Consider the following 15561-nt stretch of genomic DNA (forward strand, 5'->3'; position numbering starts at 1 on the left):
AGGGTTACGCCTGTATCGGCGTAACCCTTTTTCATATAGTAAAGTAACAACTAGTAAGATTATTTTTCAGAATCTTTTTCTTTGTCGTCTTTACTTTCTTTTTGAGCTTTTTCTTCAGCTTTTTTAGCTGCTTCTTCAGCAGCTTTAGCTTGCTCCTCACTTGTTGTTGTAAGAGCTTCAATAGCAGGTTCTAATTCTTTATCAGATGTTTTTACATCAGCATCTTTTGCCATTTTTGCAACGATATCTTTAAGAATTTGTTGATCTTCACCTGTTTGCTTTAATTTAGCTAGCATTTGTGTACGGATGTTTTTCTCTTCGTCTTTGAATGAACCAACACCTTTTACATCACGCTTTTCCGTAACTTCAATAATGTGGAAACCAAAGCTTGATTGAACTGGTTCACTTAATGTTTTTAAAGGAAGGGCATAAGCCGCGTCATTAAATTCATCTACCATTGCACCAACAGAGAACCAACCTAGCTCTCCGCCATTTTGAGCAGAGGTAGTATCAGTTGAGTATTCTTTTGCTACATCCGCAAAAGAAGCGCCACCTTTAATTTTAGCAATGACTTCTTTAGCTGTCTTCTCATCTGCTACTAAAATATGGCGAGCATTTAACTCAGTTTTCATTTGCTCATAATGTTTTTTTACATCTGCTTCTTTAAACGCTTTTTCTTGTAAAGCCTTTTCTGAAAGAAGTTCAATACGTAAAGCATCTTTATAGCCTTCCTCAGTTAAGCCACTTGCAGCCAGTGCATCGGCGAAGCTATCACCGAATTGTGAAGCAGTTGCGTCATAGGCCTCTTTGATTTCTTTATCTGATACTTTGTATTTATCAGCTAATACTTTTTCAGTCATCATTTGTTGAATTATATGAGATCCTGCTAAAGTTTTTGATGTTTTGTTAAAGTCAGCAACTGTAATGTCACCTACTTTTGAAGTTGCGATTGTTTTGTTGTCGTCTCCGCTACAAGCACCAAGTGCTAATACTGAAGCAGCTAATGTTAAAGATAAAACTGTCTTTTTCATAGTGGATATTCTCTCCTTATATGGTTTCGTCCCATTTTTTACTATAACATAAACGATTTAAAAACAAAATGGTTCCCCTTGAGTATAGCCTATATTTCATATTTGCAAGCGCATAGGATATAGAAAAGAAAGGGGGTGAAGTTATGGGCAGCGGAGGATACGGTGGTGGCGGCGGCTACGGCTCAGGCTCAGGCTTTGCTTTATTAGTTGTGTTATTTATTTTATTAATTATTGTTGGTGCAGCGTTCCTATACTAATTAATATAAATAACGAAAAGCTAAGGGTTTAATTTCCTTAGCTTTTTTTAACAATGTAAAGGCATTCGCGCAGTCCGCTTGAAGTCACGTTCCATTAAATATAATTGATCAGATCGCGCGGTCACATAAGGCGTTCGATTTACCTCTGAACGTTGACTGACGCGGATCACTTTTCTTTTTAACTATACTGCATATAAAACTTCAATATAAAATGAGACAAGTAAAATTGTAATAAGTATATTTATAGTTCGGAATACTTTTGGTTGGTTTTCTTCGGGAATTTCACGTCGCATGCACAGCGCATAAGTCATGCGGTTTATTTGAAATAAATAGAATACCGAGAATAGAACTACAATCATTAACAGCAAGTCTATTCCTCCCCTCTTTCAATAGTAATAGCATAACAAAAAACGTTAATAAAACACAAGTACAAGCAATTTAGTGAATAGTAGGTGGCACTAAAATTTCATAGCCTTTAGGCGTCTCCTCAATCTGGGAGTCTTTAGGTGAATTCAATAAATATTTTACATATAGAATATCTATTACACATAGACTACAGTGGTAAGCTAAAAGTAATGTACCATAATGAGTATACGCAGGGAATAGTAGTGTACCCAATAAAATGCTTGTATTTAGTACAATAAATGGTGAAAGTAAAGCTAAAATATATCGGTTTTTCGATAAAGGTTCACGGATACGCATGTGAAGAACAGGAATAACATAAAATTGGGTACGCACACGCAATTTTAATTGCTGACGTAAATCATATAATGCTAGAAAGTGTAAGCATTTATGAATTGGGTAAATTGCAAATATAGCAATAACAAAAAGCCAAAACAAACGATCTGTATAGTGCTCATCATTAAATAAATTAAATGTCACATAGGAAAGCGAAAAGACAGTAAAAAAAACAAGTACAGACATGATCATAATACGCGTTGTTCCGTAATGATGTTCCAGATTTAATATTTTCCAACAATGCATGATTATCAACTCCGTAATATGAATGGTCTATTTAATTTAAATTGATTTATATTAGAATGCAAGAAAAAGGAGGTATCTCAGAAATATTTCTGAAATACCTCTTTAATTATAAGCTTTTACGGCCATTAGGTTTAGATTACGAACAACTAACGCTAAAAGCCTAGTAGTTTCACTTTTATCCTTTTACAGTTGAACGTTCTTCGATCGTGTCAAAGGATTCACGGAAGTGCTGGAAAGAACGCTCAAAAATGTCGATGAAGTCCTCTCCATATATATTGCGAATAACAGCCATAACATCTAAAAATTCTGGGAAACGACCGTATAAGTCTTTTAAAGCTAATGAACCTTCTAACACAGAATGATAAGTATTATGATAATTGCTATTCATTTCAACAATAAGTTCTGTACCTGCTTCTGTTAACTCAACATACGTATTACGCTTGTCGTCATCACGCTTTGAAAACTTAAGGAATCCACGCTCTTCTAATTTTTTTGAAAAATTAAATGCAGTGGAAACGTGCATTACTCCAAATTTCGCCACATCAGAAATTGAAGCCCCTTTTAAATGATACGAAATCCATAAAATATGATGTTCATTAATATTTAAATCGTAGGGTTTAATCCATTGCTGCCAATCTTTTTCAACTGCTTTCCATAAGGCTTTTGATATTTGCGCAATTCTTTGACTATAAAGCATCGCTTCTTTTTGAGTGTACAATTCCTCTGACAAAGCCATCACCTACTGCTTTCTTTAACATTTTAAAAATATTATAGCAATAAAGGAAAAAAGTTTAAAGTTAGAAAAATTAAAAAATTGAAAAGTGGTTAAAAAATAACATTTTACCAATAGAAATTAATAAAAATATATAATCTTATTTAATCGTAAAGGACTTTAGTCGCTAACTTTTTCTTGCGGTTTTTTCTTTTTTTCTGTAAATTGTGCAACGTTTTTCTCGATTTCGCTTATTGAATTCTGTAATGCATCTATTTCTTGTTGTAAGTTATTTTTTGAAGGTTCTATTTCTTCAGTGAATGTAGTAATAGTTTGTTTTAAATCATTTATTATTAGTGGTATATTATTTTTTATTTCATTAGTAAGCGAATGAACAGATTGTTTTACTGTGCCTGCTTGCTGTTTTACATCCAAAAGTTTGTCCTTTGTACTTTCAGCATTTGCTCGCAAATTAGCGCGTAATTGTTGTCCTGATTGAGGAGTTGAAAGAAGTACAGCGATTGTACCACCGACGATCCCAGCTCCAAGTCCAAATAAAAATGGTTTTGCTTTCATATCGATTACCTCATTCCTGTAATTATCATGTGTTACCTACTATTAAACCATGAAATGCAAATATACAAAAATAAAAAAGAAACTAAACGAGTGATTTTGAATCACGGTTTAGTTTCTTTTGAAGATAAAGGTGTATTTTCTAATTGTATGCACCTTTTATTAAATTGAAATAGCTGTTTGGAATTTAGAGCGTTTCACTAATTTTGCAACTATAGGATAAATAATTGCAAAAGCAATGACATTAAATGCTACAGCAGGTAATACAACCCCTACAAACAGTACAGCGAATGTTGCACCAACATTTGCGTTGAATACAAAAAGTGCTACTGCTAAAAAGACAGTTCCAGATAAAATTGTTCCTAAGCCAACTAAGCTAGCAGATACTATAAAGTTGCTTGCCAATTTTTTTAGCACAATTAAAATCGCTAAAAAGACAAAGCCCGTTACTGCTTTATCGATAATGTTTGGAACAAGACCAGCTGGAAACGTTGTAAACAAACCTGACAGTACACCGGTTGCTAAAGAAAGTAAGAACGTTTCTTTAACAGTAGGGAACAATAAAATGCCAATAAACATCATTGTTAGCATGAAATCAGGCTTCATGCCGTTTACCATACCTGGTGTGACCACATAAAGTGTAGCACCAACACCGACTAAAAGGGCCATTAATACTAAATTCTTTGTATTCATTTCTAATCTCTCCTCGACTATGCTAATCTTTTTTGTCTCCTAACGTGTCCTCATGACCGTTAGCGAAACTTATTTGTGAGTGTACGATATAAATCTTTAAATTGCAATAAGAAATTCTGACAATTCGAGTGTGTCAGAAATTATTTAAGGTTGGCTTTAATGCTTTCCGCAACATCAGATAATTGCTCTGGTGTATATTTTTGTGTTTGCCAATTTAATCCCAAGCCTTCTTTTTCATCGTAACGAGGAATAAAATGTAAGTGGTAGTGGAAAACAGTTTGTCCAGCTGCAGCACCATTATTATTAATCGTATTAAGTCCAATTGGGTTAAAAGCAGCTTTTATAGCATTCGCAATTTTGGGTGCAGCTGCATATAAATTACGAGCTACTTCCTCAGGCATCTCAAATAGGTCCTTACAGTGATGCTTTGGAATTAATAGGGTATGTCCCTTCGCTACAGGTGAAATGTCAGTAAATGCATAGACATGTTCGTCTTCATAAATTTTTGTACTTGGGATGGATCCATCAATGATTTTGCAAAATAGGCAATCGCTCATTCGAAAATTCCTCCTTATTATATATGTACATACATTCTATCATACTCATAACTGTATCATTTGCTAATTTTTGATAAAATATAAACGAGAAGAGGAGTGATGGTATGACGGTATTAGAGGTACAACATGTGACAGGTGGTTATACAAGAAAGCCGGTTATTAAAGATTTATCATTTTCGATTGGAAAAGGAGAGCTTGTTGGCTTAATTGGCTTAAATGGAGCTGGTAAAAGTACAACGATTAAGCATATCATCGGAACGATGCTTCCAAAAGAAGGAGACATACGTTTAAATGGTGTGACGTTAAAGGAAAATACGGACAAGTATCGTACAGCATTTTCTTACATCCCTGAAACACCTGTGTTATATGATGAGCTAACATTACGTGAACATTTAGAATTAACGGCGATGGCTTATGGTCTAGATGAAGCAACACTTGAAGCTCGTTCGCAATTATTATTAAAGGAATTTCGAATGGAAAAACGACTGAATTGGTTCCCATCGCATTTCTCAAAAGGTATGCGTCAAAAGGTTATGATTATGTGCGCCTTTTTAGTCAATCCAAGTCTTTACATTATTGATGAACCTTTTGTGGGACTCGACCCGCTTGGGATTCAATCCTTGCTTGATCAGATGGATGAAAAGAAAAAAGAAGGCGCTTCTATCTTAATGTCTACGCACATTTTATCGACCGCTGAAAAGCATTGTGACCGTATCATTTTATTGCATGAAGGACGCGTGCGAGCACAAGGGTCAATGGAGGATTTACGCAAGGCATTTGCGATGCCACATGCGACATTGGATGATTTATATATTGCAATGACAAAGGAGCGCGACCATGAAGAACTTGCGTGATGTATGGTCCTCTCGCTTTATGCACTATATAGGTGAAGTGCAAAAATATATGCGATTTATTTTTACGGGGCATATAGCGATTGTACTAGTATTTCTTATTGGAGCAGGGGGCTATCAATATAGTGAATGGCTGAAAATTGTACAGCCGGATTTTCCAGCAGAGGTTTTAATTGCAGTGGCAGTGGGGATTTTACTAGCATTTAGTCGTCCAACTTCACTTTTGAGAGAGCCTGACCAAGTGTATTTATTACCTTTAGAATCGAAAATGTCACATTATTTTAAAAAGGCGTTAGCGTGGACATTTTGGTCACAGGTTTGGGTTGTTGCAATTGTTTATATCGTAAGCATCCCTTTACTTAAGGCTGTTACTGAATTAACAACATCTGAAATTTGGTCAGTATTTCTACTTATTATTATATTGAAGTATTTTAGCGTGCAAGGTGAATTTAGTTATCGTTATAGTGAACGTGGTCAAATGATTTGGGTGGACAGACTAATTCGAGCTGTTATCTTTGGTGTTACTGTGTACATGGCGCTTCAAATGCAGCTTATTTTAGCTACTGTTGCTGCTGCAGTTGGATGTGTGTATATTGTAATATTTAGAAAAAAATGTGCTGGTGAGCCTATTCCGTACGAGCACTTTGTAAAGCTGGAACAAAATCGCATGATGAGTTTCTATCGCTTTGCTAATTATTTCACGGACGTTCCACATTTGCGAGGTAGTATCCGTCGTCGTGGTTGGCTTGATTGGCTTTATAAATTTGTGGCATACAAGAAAGACAATGCCCAAAAGTACTTAGTGTTCCGTACATTCGTCCGAACAGATGATCATTTTTATTTATGGCTCCGATTAACAGTAATTTCAGCTGTTATTGCAGCCTTTGTAGATATCCCAGTCGTTACATGGATTATTGCAGGTGCATTGAGCTTTGCTACAACTATTCAATTAAAATCAGCTTTATTATCAAGCGGTGAATTTCGTATGGACATGCTTTATCCTTTATCGGATGAAGCACGTAAGGTAGCAGTCAATCAAATTGTGCGTCTTGCAATGATAACGCAAGCGATTATAGTGGGTCTATGTGGTATCACACAGCCGATGTTTTATGTTACTTTTATAATCATTTTGGTTGTGAGTGAATTGACTTCTAAAGCCTCGAAGTCTTGAAATTTAAGCATATCACCATAGGGTAATGAATTTAGTTAAAACATATGCCGTTGAATAAATTGATGGGAGTGGAGACCGGGCGTCTCTTTGGAAATTAGCGTCACAGAATAGGGGATCAAAGGCTAAGAGCATCACGTCTTGTGATAATCAACAGCCTTGTAGCTCCAGCGGATTAACGGACGTCCCCAGGAAAGCGCCTAGCCGGAACGGAAATCAACCCACGTTATGGTGTTCAGCAAATTATAAAAGCTCATTTTTCCAATAATAGAATTGGAGAAATGAGCTTATTTTTGTTAAAGAGAGATTTAAGTGGTGGAGCGCTACTTTTGCTTCGGGTTCTCCAGTGCATTTGTCTTCTATTCTACTAATTGATAATCTAGTGCTGCTGATACTAATACCTTTGCAGCAATGAGCATCCCTTTTTCATCTATATCGAATTTAGGATGATGATGTGGTGCATATTTAGCTGGGCGGGCTCCCGTGAAGAAGAATGTACCTGGCTTTTCTTCTAAGTAATAAGCGAAATCTTCAGCCCCCATAGTTGCTTCAATCTCAGTAACATCGCAAATATCCTGAGCGATATTACGCACAAAGAGTGTTTCCTTCTCATGATTTACAACCGCAGGGTAGCCATGACGGTAATTCAGTTCAATTGTACAATCATGCGCAATTTCTGTACCTTGGATAACCCGTTTAAACTCACGTTCCATCGTTTCACGAACATCTTTATTAAACGTTCGAATTGTGCCATTTAAGTAAGCTGTATCGGCAATAATATTGTCGGCATTAGATGCCACGAATGAACCAACCGACAAAACAGCAGATTCGGTTGGGGCAACACGACGTGCGACAAGCTGTTGTAAATTTATAACAAGCTGAGAGCCAATAACAATCGCATCTTTTGTTTGATCCGGATGCGCGCCATGACCGCCTTGACCTTGAATTTTTATTTCAAAACTATCAACAGCGGCCATCGTCGGCCCTACGCGGTAGCCAACTATCCCTGTAGGATGGTTAGAAGAAAGATGTGTACCCAAAATAGCATCAACGCCATCCAAGGCACCAGCCTGTACCATCCCAATTGCTCCACCTGGATCAACCTCTTCAGCATGTTGATGAATTAGTACATATTCTCCTACTAGCTCATCGTGCATTTCCCACAATAGCTTACCGATAATTAACAAAGTAGCTGTATGACCATCATGCCCGCAAGCATGCATAACACCAGACACAGTTGATTTGTATGGTACATCTTTTTCATCTTGTATAGGAAGAGCATCAAAGTCTGCCCGTAAGGCAATCGTTTTGCCTGGCTTGCTCCCCTTAATCCGCGCAATTAAACCGTGACCACTGACATTAGCTTCAACCGGTACGCCGAGTTTCTTATAATATTGAATAATATAATTAGCAGTTTCTTGCTCCTGAAAGCTTAACTCCGGGTGCATATGCAGATGACGGCGAATCGCCACCATTTCATCAAAATGAGCATCAATTCTTTCAAGTAGATGTTGGTTCATAGTAAACCTCCTTAAACGGATTATCCTAGATTTTTATTAATAACATAATAGTTTTACAAACTGGATAAATAGAGGGTAAACGTTTCTCATAAAGAATATCCTTGGGAAAAGTAATGAATTCCCGCGCCCAGGCAAATACCTGCGGAAGAGAAGAGAATACCCGCGCTTCCGGGTGAAATACCCGCGGAAGAACAGAGAATACCCGCGCTTCCGGGTGAAATACCCGCGGAAGAACAGAGAATACCCGTGCTTCCGGGTGAAATACCCGCGGAAGAGCAGCACACACTCGCGCACCTCAACTAATCTTCGTTGTCTTCTTTTGGAGCGGCACTATAGGTTGTGACATAGGAAGCTGCTGAGAAAATGTTTTGTTGATTCACGCCTGTTGATTCTTTGCGTTCAGCATGTGCTGATGCAAAGGCCTTTGAGCTTTTCCATGCTTCGAATGAATGAGGACCATTCCATTGTGTCATGACAATGTATGTTTCACTATTTAATGGACGAAGTAGTCGAAATGCTACAAAGCCTGGTTCATCTTCTATAGCACGTGCTCGATTTAAAAAGCGATGTTCAAAAACTGGTCGACCTTCATCTGTCACAGGAATATTGTTGAAAACAAAGAAGCCTCGTTCTTCTAGAGCATTTACAGAATCTAGCACTTCAAACTTACGAGGTGTGGCAAATATAGATTTTCCATTGGTTTCATGTATAAGCACAGAGTTACCTTCTCCGTGTATTAAAGTCAACGCCTCGTTTGGATGTTTATTCTTTAACTGCTCTAAAAAATCACCTGTACCAGAAGTTAAATAAATATACATAACTATTGTCCTCCTTATGAATGTTCATCTTTTAAAAGGAATGAATTGTGCTTGTAGCACTACTTAGACCCACTGTTATCTACGCGAAAGCAACTAGTACGCTTAGGCGGAAATGATAATATAGCGTGATTATCTCCATTTAAATGGAAGTATATAGCTTTGTCAAAAAAGAAATCCTATAGAAAGAACAATTTTATGACATTTCCCTATGAAAACTATACAATAACAGAGGAAGCGTTTACTATTGAAAACGGATATCAATAATAACGAATTAAATCAGAGAATTTTACTATATGAATTTTATTGAGGGGAAGGAACTATTCATGACAACTTTTAATGATACTCTTCTACGTGCTGCACGGGGAGAAAGAACGGAACATACACCAGTGTGGTATATGCGACAAGCAGGACGATCTCAGCCAGAATATCGTGCGATTAAAGAAAAGTATTCTTTAGAGGAAATTACACTTCAACCTGAGCTTTGTGCATATGTAACGAGATTACCAGTAGAAAATTACAATGTTGATGCAGCGATTTTATACAAAGACATAGTAACCCCACTCCCTGGTATTGGAGTAGATGTAAAAATCAAAGCAGGCGTAGGTCCTGTAATTTCAAATCCTATTCGCTCAGTCGCTGATATAGAAAAACTAGGTGAATTCAATGCGAAAGAACATACACCATTCGTTTTAGAAACGATAAAAATGTTAACAGAAGAACAACTGAATGTACCTTTAATCTGCTTTGCAGGTGCGCCATTTACTCTGGCAAGCTATATGATTGAAGGGGGTCCTTCAAGAAACTATAATAAAACAAAGTCATTTATGGTATCAGAGCCTCAAGCTTGGTTTGCATTAATGGATAAATTAGCTGACATGATTATTTCTGATGTTTCAGCCCAAGTCGAAGCGGGAGCAAAAGCTATCCAAATTTTTGACTCATGGGTTGGTGCTTTAAATGTTGAAGACTATCGTGTGTTCATTAAACCAATTATGACACGTATTTTTGCAGAGCTTCAAAAAGAAAATGTGCCACTTATTCAGTTTGGTGTTGGTGCAAGTCATTTAGCGAAAGAGTGGAATGATTTACCGATAGATGTTGTTGGCTTAGATTGGCGTTTACCAATTAGAGAGGCTCGTGCTAACGGTATAACTAAGCCAGTACAAGGGAATTTAGATCCATCACTATTACTTGCTGATTGGTCAATTATTGAAAAGCGCACGAAAGATATTATCGATCAAGGCTTAGAAATGCCAGGGCACATCTTTAACTTAGGTCATGGTGTATTCCCAGAGGTAGATCCAGAAGTGTTAAAACGTTTAACGGCGCTTATTCATGAGTATAGTGCTCAACAAATTCAAGCACGCTCTTAATATAGATGTGGACAAGATATTAACTTTCATATTCTTTTCTATGAATGATATCTCGATTTCATCATAGAAAGAGTGCTGTCCAACCTAATGAATTGGACAGCTTCTTTTTGTCACATACTGTACGATAAAGATATACTTAACTATTATTTAGAGGTGAAAAGGTAATGAAAGAAGTTAAAGGATTATTAGTTATGGCATACGGAACACCCTATAAAGAAGAAGACATCGAACCTTACTATACGCATATTCGCCACGGTCGCAAACCATCAGAAGAGCATTTAGAGGATTTACGCGGTCGTTATGAGGCTATCGGTGGTTTATCACCACTTGCTGCTGCTACTAAGGCGCAGGCTGAAGCTTTATGCGCACGTTTAAATGAAGTGCAAGATGAAGTGGAATATAAATTATTTATTGGTTTAAAGCATATCCACCCATTCATTGAAGATGCGGTAGAAGGAATGGTAGCAGAAGGTATTAAAGAAGCGGTTTCTATCGTATTAGCTCCTCACTTCTCAACGTTCTCTATTAAGTCATATAATGGTCGTGCAGCAGAAACAGCTGGAGATCGATTAACAATTACTTCTGTAGAATCTTGGTATGATGAACCAAAGTTCATTGAGTATTGGAAAAACAAAGTGAATGAAACATTTAATGCAATGTCTGATGAAGAACGTGAAAAAGCATGTCTAATCGTTTCAGCACATTCACTTCCAGAGAAAATTAAAGAGTTGGGCGATCCATATGAAGATCAATTAATTGAGACGGCTCGACTAATTAAAGAAGCAACGGGTGTCAATAATGTAGAAGTTGGCTGGCAATCAGCAGGACAAACACCTGAGCCGTGGATCGGTCCAGATGTTCAGGACTTAACACGTGAACTTTATGAGCAAAAGGGCTTCCGTTCATTCGTTTATACGCCAGTTGGCTTTGTAACAGAACATTTAGAAGTTTTATATGACAACGATTATGAATGTAAAGTTGTTTGTGATGAACTTGGCGCGAAATATTATCGTCCAGCCATGCCAAATACACACCCATTATTTATTGATGCAATGGTTGATGCCATTCATAAAAAATTAAGCTAAGCGAAAAGAAAGTGATGATGTTGGTGACTCAGAAAAGACGAAAGGTAGTTGTTGTAGGCGGTGGCATTACTGGCCTCACAGCTGCGTTCTATTTGCAAAAAGAAGCAAGCGCAAAAGATTTGCCGTTAGATATCGTACTTGTCGAGTCGTCATTACGTCTTGGCGGAAAAATACAAACACTGAGAAAAGATGGCTGTATTATCGAGCGCGGGCCAGAATCTTTTTTTGATCGTGAGAACTATGTATATGCTTTGGCAAAGGATTTAGGCATTGAACAGGAAATGATTACAAGCAATACAGGGCCGACTTATATTGCTGCTGGTAGTCAATTGTATCCAATCCCTAGTAATCTTTTGTCTGGGGCAACACCACATGTTTCGTCATTTATTACATCAGGTTTGTTTTCACTTAGCGGGAAAGTTCGTGCAGCGGGGGATTTTTTCATCCCGCGCTCTGCACAGGATGATGACCAACCATTAGGGCAATTTTTTAGAAGAAGATTCGGTGCTGAAATTGTAGAAAATTTAGTAGAGCCATTACTTGCTGGAACGTTTGCTGGTGATATTGAGCAGTTAAGTATGCGTTCAACATTTCCGCAGCTCTATGGATTAGAGCAAAAATATCGTAGCTTACTTATTGGAATGAAAAAGTCTGGTACAAATTTTTTAAGTAACGATCTTACTACGAAAGATAAGGGTATTTTTCAATCATTTAATAATGGTCTTGAGACACTTATCGAAAAACTTGAAGAATCACTACTACCTGGTACAGTTATGAAGGGTGTTAAAGTCGAAGAAATTGAGCATGGTAAGGATGGTACTGTCCAAGTTGTGTTAAACAATTTTACACAATTAAAAGCAGATGCTGTTATTATTGCAACACCTTTTAATGTAGCAAGAAAAATGTTCAGCAAACATCAGTTATTAAATGAATTGAGTACGATGAAGGCGGCAACTATTGCTACTGTGACAATGGCATTTAAAAAAGACCAGTTAGGTGATCTAGATGCGTTATCATTTTTTGTTTCTCGAAATAGTGATTTTTCAATAACTTCTTGTACTTGGATTAATCGAAAGTGGCCTGGAACAACACCGGATGATTACGTGCTTTTACGTAGTTATATTGGCCGAGTGGGCGATGAGGCAATTGTAGCGTTATCCGATACTGAAATTGAAAAGACCGTTTTGCAGGATTTAATGAAAACAATTGGTGTAGATGGAGAACCGTTGATGACTGTAGTTACCCGCTGGAAAAATGCCATGCCACAATATACCGTAGGACATGAAGCGAAGGTAGAGCGAGTAAAACAAGAATTACGTGAACATTTTCCCGCTGTAAAGCTCTCGGGGAGTTCTTTCGAAGGAATATCAATACCTGAGTGCGTTGAGCAAGGTAAAAATGTTGCTGACGAAGTACTAACGGAAATGTTTGTGGATTAAATAGTTATTAGAAGTAGTACAAACTTGAAAAATGTTTGTACTACTTTTTTATTGCTTTTAAGAGATTCCTCCGCGATAAATTATTTGTAAAGTATGAAATAGGAGCGTTTAAAAGTAAAAATTGCACAAGTTAGATACATCGAAATAGAAAACTGGGAAAGTAAGCTTCTACTTTCCCAGTAAAGATCTTATAGAGAATGTTAGAATGTTAGTTGTTCAAACCAGTAAAAATTTTTGTTCTTTAATGCTATGAAATTCGATGACATGACCATACAATACCGCCAGAGTTCGCTCCTCCAAGAGTAAGTCCGATCGTTAAACCGTTAGCGTTGTAGAATAAATCAATGGTATCACCTGCATCTAACTCGACTTCTCCAGCCAATGTTACTGTCCCATTACCAAGGATAGTGCGTAAATTCAATACGGCTATAATATTTACATTTAATAAAGGGAATAATCCGCTTATTAAACTTGCTGCTGCGTTTCTGCGAATTGCAAATGATGGATTGATGCCAGCCCCTAAGCCAACGGTAATTACTGCAGTAGTTGAGTAGTTGATTGTTGCTTCAAAAGCGTATCTTCCGGTTGTTGGAACAGTGAAAATTCCGGTCACTGGATTGAATGCTGGTGTTGTGAAATATGGCGATGCAACACTCCAGTTGGCGATTGTACTAGAAGCACTTACTGATACAGCATTATTAAATGCTGAGAAACCTTCTGTAAATGCTGGTCCAGTAAAGCCAGTCAAACCAGTAGCGCCAGTAGGTCCAGTAGCGCCAGTAGCCCCAGTAACGCCAGTCGAGCCGGTAGCGCCAGTAGCCCCAGTAACGCCAGTCGAGCCGGTAGCGCCAGTAGCCCCAGTAAAGCCAGTCGAGCCGGTAGCGCCAGTCACACCGGTAGAGCCAGTAGCCCCAGTAATGCCACGTTCACCAGTAGCGCCAGTAGGTCCAGTGCCACCAGTAGAGCCAGTCACACCAGTAGGTCCAGTAGAGCCGATCACGCCAGTCACACCGGTAGAGCCAGTAGCCCCAGTAATGCCACGTTCACCAGTAGCGCCAGTAGGTCCAGTGCCACCAGTAGAGCCAGTAGCCCCAGTAGCCCCAGTAGCCCCAGTAGCCCCAGTAGCCCCAGTAGCCCCAGTAGCCCCAGTAGCCCCAGTAGCCCCAGTAATGCCACGTTCACCAGTAGCCCCAGTAGGTCCAGTAGAGCCAGTCACACCAGTAGCCCCAGTAGGTCCAGTAGAGCCAGTAGAGCCAGTCACGCCAGTAGCCCCAGTAGGTCCAGTAGAGCCGGTCACGCCAGTAGCCCCAGTAGGTCCAGTAGAGCCGGTCACGCCAGTAGCCCCAGTAGGTCCAGTAGAGCCGGTCACGCCAGTAGCCCCAGTAACGCCGGTAGAGCCAGTTACACCAGTAGCCCCAGTGACCCCAGTAGAACCGGTAACGCCAGTAGAGCCAGTCACACCGGTAGCTCCAGTGACCCCAGTAGAACCGGTCACGCCAGTAGAGCCGGTCACGCCAGTAGCCCCAGTAGGTCCAGTAGAGCCGGTCACGCCAGTAGCCCCAGTAACGCCGGTAGAGCCAGTTACACCAGTAGCCCCAGTGACCCCAGTAGAACCGGTAACGCCAGTAGAGCCAGTCACACCGGTAGCTCCAGTGACCCCAGTAGAACCGGTCACGCCAGTAGAGCCGGTCACGCCAGTAGCCCCAGTAGGTCCAGTAGAGCCGGTCACGCCAGTAGCCCCAGTAACGCCGGTAGAGCCAGTTACACCAGTAGCCCCAGTGACCCCAGTAGAACCGGTCACGCCAGTAGAGCCAGTCACACCGGTAGCCCCAGTGACCCCAGTAGAACCGGTCACGCCAGTAGAGCCGGTCACGCCAGTAACGCCAGTGGAACCAGTCGTACCAGTAGCGCCAGTAACACCAGTCACACCAGTAGCCCCAGTAGAGCCAGTCACACCGGTAGCCCCAGTGACCCCAGTAGAACCGGTCACGCCAGTAGAGCCGGTCACGCCAGTAACGCCAGTGGAACCAGTCGTACCAGTAGCGCCAGTAACACCAGTAACACCAGTAGCCCCAGTAGAGCCAGTCACACCGGTAGCCCCAGTGACCCCAGTAGAACCGGTCACGCCAGTAGAGCCGGTCACGCCAGTAACGCCAGTGGAACCAGTCGTACCAGTAGCGCCAGTAACACCAGTAGCCCCAGTAGCCCCAGTAGCCCCAGTCACACCGGTAGCCCCAGTGACCCCAGTAGAGCCGGTCACGCCAGTAGCTCCAGTGACCCCAGTAGCGCCAGTAACACCAGTAGCTCCGGTAGTGCCAGTGACCCCAGTAGAACCGGTCACGCCAGTAACGCCAGTGGAACCAGTCGTACCAGTAGCGCCAGTAACACCAGTAACACCAGTAACACCAGTAGCCCCAGTAGCCCCAGTAGCCCCAGTAGCCCCAGTAGCCCCAGTAGCCCCAGTAGCCCCAGTAGCCCCAGTAGCCCCAGTAGCCCCAGT

16 protein-coding genes are annotated in these 15561 nt (G+C 40.0%); 6 read left to right on the top strand and 10 right to left on the bottom strand.

Features of this window, described 5'->3' with window-relative positions; genetic code table 11:
• Window positions 1-59: 59 nt before the first annotated feature.
• Entirely contained in the window at window positions 60-1031 is a 972-nt protein-coding gene (locus B1B04_RS21145; RefSeq protein ID WP_079563329.1) for a peptidylprolyl isomerase, read from the bottom strand.
• 143 nt (window positions 1032-1174) lie between these two features.
• Between B1B04_RS21145 and B1B04_RS21150 the strand changes: the two genes are divergently transcribed.
• Window positions 1175-1288: a YjcZ family sporulation protein gene (locus B1B04_RS21150; RefSeq protein WP_079563330.1), complete on the top strand. Its 114-nt coding sequence runs from the start codon at window positions 1175-1177 to the stop codon at window positions 1286-1288.
• 182 nt (window positions 1289-1470) lie between these two features.
• On the opposite strand, the gene B1B04_RS21155 is transcribed toward B1B04_RS21150, so the two are convergent.
• The 6 genes from B1B04_RS21155 to B1B04_RS21180 all read right to left on the bottom strand — a co-directional run bounded on the left by B1B04_RS21155 (window position 1471) and on the right by B1B04_RS21180 (window position 4807).
• Window positions 1471-1656, bottom strand: a complete 186-nt coding sequence (locus tag B1B04_RS21155; RefSeq protein WP_079563331.1) for a hypothetical protein — start codon at window positions 1654-1656, stop codon at window positions 1471-1473.
• A 70-nt stretch (window positions 1657-1726) separates the two neighbouring features.
• Entirely contained in the window at window positions 1727-2272 is a 546-nt protein-coding gene (locus tag B1B04_RS21160; protein WP_079563332.1) for a DUF3267 domain-containing protein, read from the bottom strand.
• Window positions 2273-2447: 175 nt separating this feature from the next.
• The gene (locus B1B04_RS21165) at window positions 2448-3008 is read right to left on the bottom strand and encodes an HTH-type transcriptional regulator Hpr (protein WP_079563333.1); all 561 of its coding nucleotides are present in this window, start codon (window positions 3006-3008) and stop codon (window positions 2448-2450) included.
• Window positions 3009-3164: 156 nt separating this feature from the next.
• Window positions 3165-3560, bottom strand: a complete 396-nt coding sequence (locus B1B04_RS21170; RefSeq protein WP_079563334.1) for a YtxH domain-containing protein — start codon at window positions 3558-3560, stop codon at window positions 3165-3167.
• A 159-nt stretch (window positions 3561-3719) separates the two neighbouring features.
• Window positions 3720-4250: a tryptophan transporter gene (locus tag B1B04_RS21175; protein WP_079563335.1), complete on the bottom strand. Its 531-nt coding sequence runs from the start codon at window positions 4248-4250 to the stop codon at window positions 3720-3722.
• 140 nt (window positions 4251-4390) lie between these two features.
• Window positions 4391-4807, bottom strand: coding sequence for an HIT family protein (locus B1B04_RS21180; protein ID WP_079563336.1), 417 nt, complete (start codon window positions 4805-4807; stop codon window positions 4391-4393).
• 104 nt (window positions 4808-4911) lie between these two features.
• On the opposite strand from B1B04_RS21180, the gene B1B04_RS21185 reads away from it, so the two are divergent.
• Together B1B04_RS21185 and B1B04_RS21190 are read left to right on the top strand one after the other, a co-directional pair.
• Complete coding sequence (locus tag B1B04_RS21185) at window positions 4912-5661, top strand: ABC transporter ATP-binding protein (protein WP_079563337.1); 750 nt, start codon at window positions 4912-4914, stop codon at window positions 5659-5661.
• Window positions 5645-6829 carry an ABC transporter permease gene (locus tag B1B04_RS21190; RefSeq protein WP_079563338.1) on the top strand — a complete coding sequence of 395 codons (1185 nt, stop codon included), beginning with the start codon at window positions 5645-5647 and terminating at the stop codon, window positions 6827-6829. The genes B1B04_RS21185 and B1B04_RS21190 overlap by 17 nt, the downstream gene beginning before the upstream one ends.
• Window positions 6830-7185: 356 nt before the next feature.
• Here B1B04_RS21190 and B1B04_RS21195 read toward each other — a convergent pair whose 3' ends face one another.
• The gene (locus B1B04_RS21195; RefSeq protein ID WP_079563339.1) at window positions 7186-8346 is read right to left on the bottom strand and encodes an amidohydrolase; all 1161 of its coding nucleotides are present in this window, start codon (window positions 8344-8346) and stop codon (window positions 7186-7188) included.
• Between the two features lie 299 nt (window positions 8347-8645).
• Window positions 8646-9164, bottom strand: coding sequence for an antibiotic biosynthesis monooxygenase family protein (locus B1B04_RS21200; RefSeq protein ID WP_079563340.1), 519 nt, complete (start codon window positions 9162-9164; stop codon window positions 8646-8648).
• 323 nt (window positions 9165-9487) lie between these two features.
• On the opposite strand from B1B04_RS21200, the gene hemE reads away from it, so the two are divergent.
• The 3 genes from hemE to hemY all read left to right on the top strand — a co-directional run bounded on the left by hemE (window position 9488) and on the right by hemY (window position 13061).
• Window positions 9488-10537, top strand: a complete 1050-nt coding sequence (gene hemE / locus B1B04_RS21205; RefSeq protein ID WP_079563341.1) for a uroporphyrinogen decarboxylase — start codon at window positions 9488-9490, stop codon at window positions 10535-10537.
• Between the two features lie 164 nt (window positions 10538-10701).
• The gene (hemH, locus tag B1B04_RS21210; RefSeq protein WP_079563342.1) at window positions 10702-11622 is read left to right on the top strand and encodes a ferrochelatase; all 921 of its coding nucleotides are present in this window, start codon (window positions 10702-10704) and stop codon (window positions 11620-11622) included.
• A 14-nt stretch (window positions 11623-11636) separates the two neighbouring features.
• Complete coding sequence (hemY, locus tag B1B04_RS21215; RefSeq protein WP_079563343.1) at window positions 11637-13061, top strand: protoporphyrinogen oxidase; 1425 nt, start codon at window positions 11637-11639, stop codon at window positions 13059-13061.
• A gap of 247 nt (window positions 13062-13308) precedes the next feature.
• Here hemY and B1B04_RS26765 read toward each other — a convergent pair.
• Window positions 13309-15561: beta strand repeat-containing protein (locus B1B04_RS26765; protein ID WP_079563344.1), on the bottom strand; the 2253-nt coding region annotated here is incomplete at its 5' end.

It is taken from the genome of Lysinibacillus sp. KCTC 33748, from assembly GCF_002237755.1.
Taxonomy (GTDB): domain Bacteria; phylum Bacillota; class Bacilli; order Bacillales_A; family Planococcaceae; genus Lysinibacillus.

Excerpts from the sequence above, each read along its gene's own strand:
- B1B04_RS21160 (WP_079563332.1), bottom strand. The coding sequence starts at position 2,272 with ATGCATTGTTGGAAAATATTAAATCTGGAACATCATTACGGAACAACG.
- B1B04_RS21180 (WP_079563336.1), bottom strand. The coding sequence starts at position 4,807 with ATGAGCGATTGCCTATTTTGCAAAATCATTGATGGATCCATCCCAAGT.
- hemY (WP_079563343.1), top strand. The coding sequence starts at position 11,637 with ATGATGTTGGTGACTCAGAAAAGACGAAAGGTAGTTGTTGTAGGCGGT.
- B1B04_RS21170 (WP_079563334.1), bottom strand. The coding sequence starts at position 3,560 with ATGAAAGCAAAACCATTTTTATTTGGACTTGGAGCTGGGATCGTCGGT.
- B1B04_RS21190 (WP_079563338.1), top strand. The coding sequence starts at position 5,645 with ATGAAGAACTTGCGTGATGTATGGTCCTCTCGCTTTATGCACTATATA.
- B1B04_RS21165 (WP_079563333.1), bottom strand. The coding sequence starts at position 3,008 with ATGGCTTTGTCAGAGGAATTGTACACTCAAAAAGAAGCGATGCTTTAT.
- B1B04_RS21145 (WP_079563329.1), bottom strand. The coding sequence starts at position 1,031 with ATGAAAAAGACAGTTTTATCTTTAACATTAGCTGCTTCAGTATTAGCA.
- hemE (WP_079563341.1), top strand. The coding sequence starts at position 9,488 with ATGACAACTTTTAATGATACTCTTCTACGTGCTGCACGGGGAGAAAGA.
- B1B04_RS21195 (WP_079563339.1), bottom strand. The coding sequence starts at position 8,346 with ATGAACCAACATCTACTTGAAAGAATTGATGCTCATTTTGATGAAATG.
- B1B04_RS21150 (WP_079563330.1), top strand. The coding sequence starts at position 1,175 with ATGGGCAGCGGAGGATACGGTGGTGGCGGCGGCTACGGCTCAGGCTCA.
- B1B04_RS21175 (WP_079563335.1), bottom strand. The coding sequence starts at position 4,250 with ATGAATACAAAGAATTTAGTATTAATGGCCCTTTTAGTCGGTGTTGGT.
- B1B04_RS21200 (WP_079563340.1), bottom strand. The coding sequence starts at position 9,164 with ATGTATATTTATTTAACTTCTGGTACAGGTGATTTTTTAGAGCAGTTA.
- B1B04_RS21185 (WP_079563337.1), top strand. The coding sequence starts at position 4,912 with ATGACGGTATTAGAGGTACAACATGTGACAGGTGGTTATACAAGAAAG.
- hemH (WP_079563342.1), top strand. The coding sequence starts at position 10,702 with ATGAAAGAAGTTAAAGGATTATTAGTTATGGCATACGGAACACCCTAT.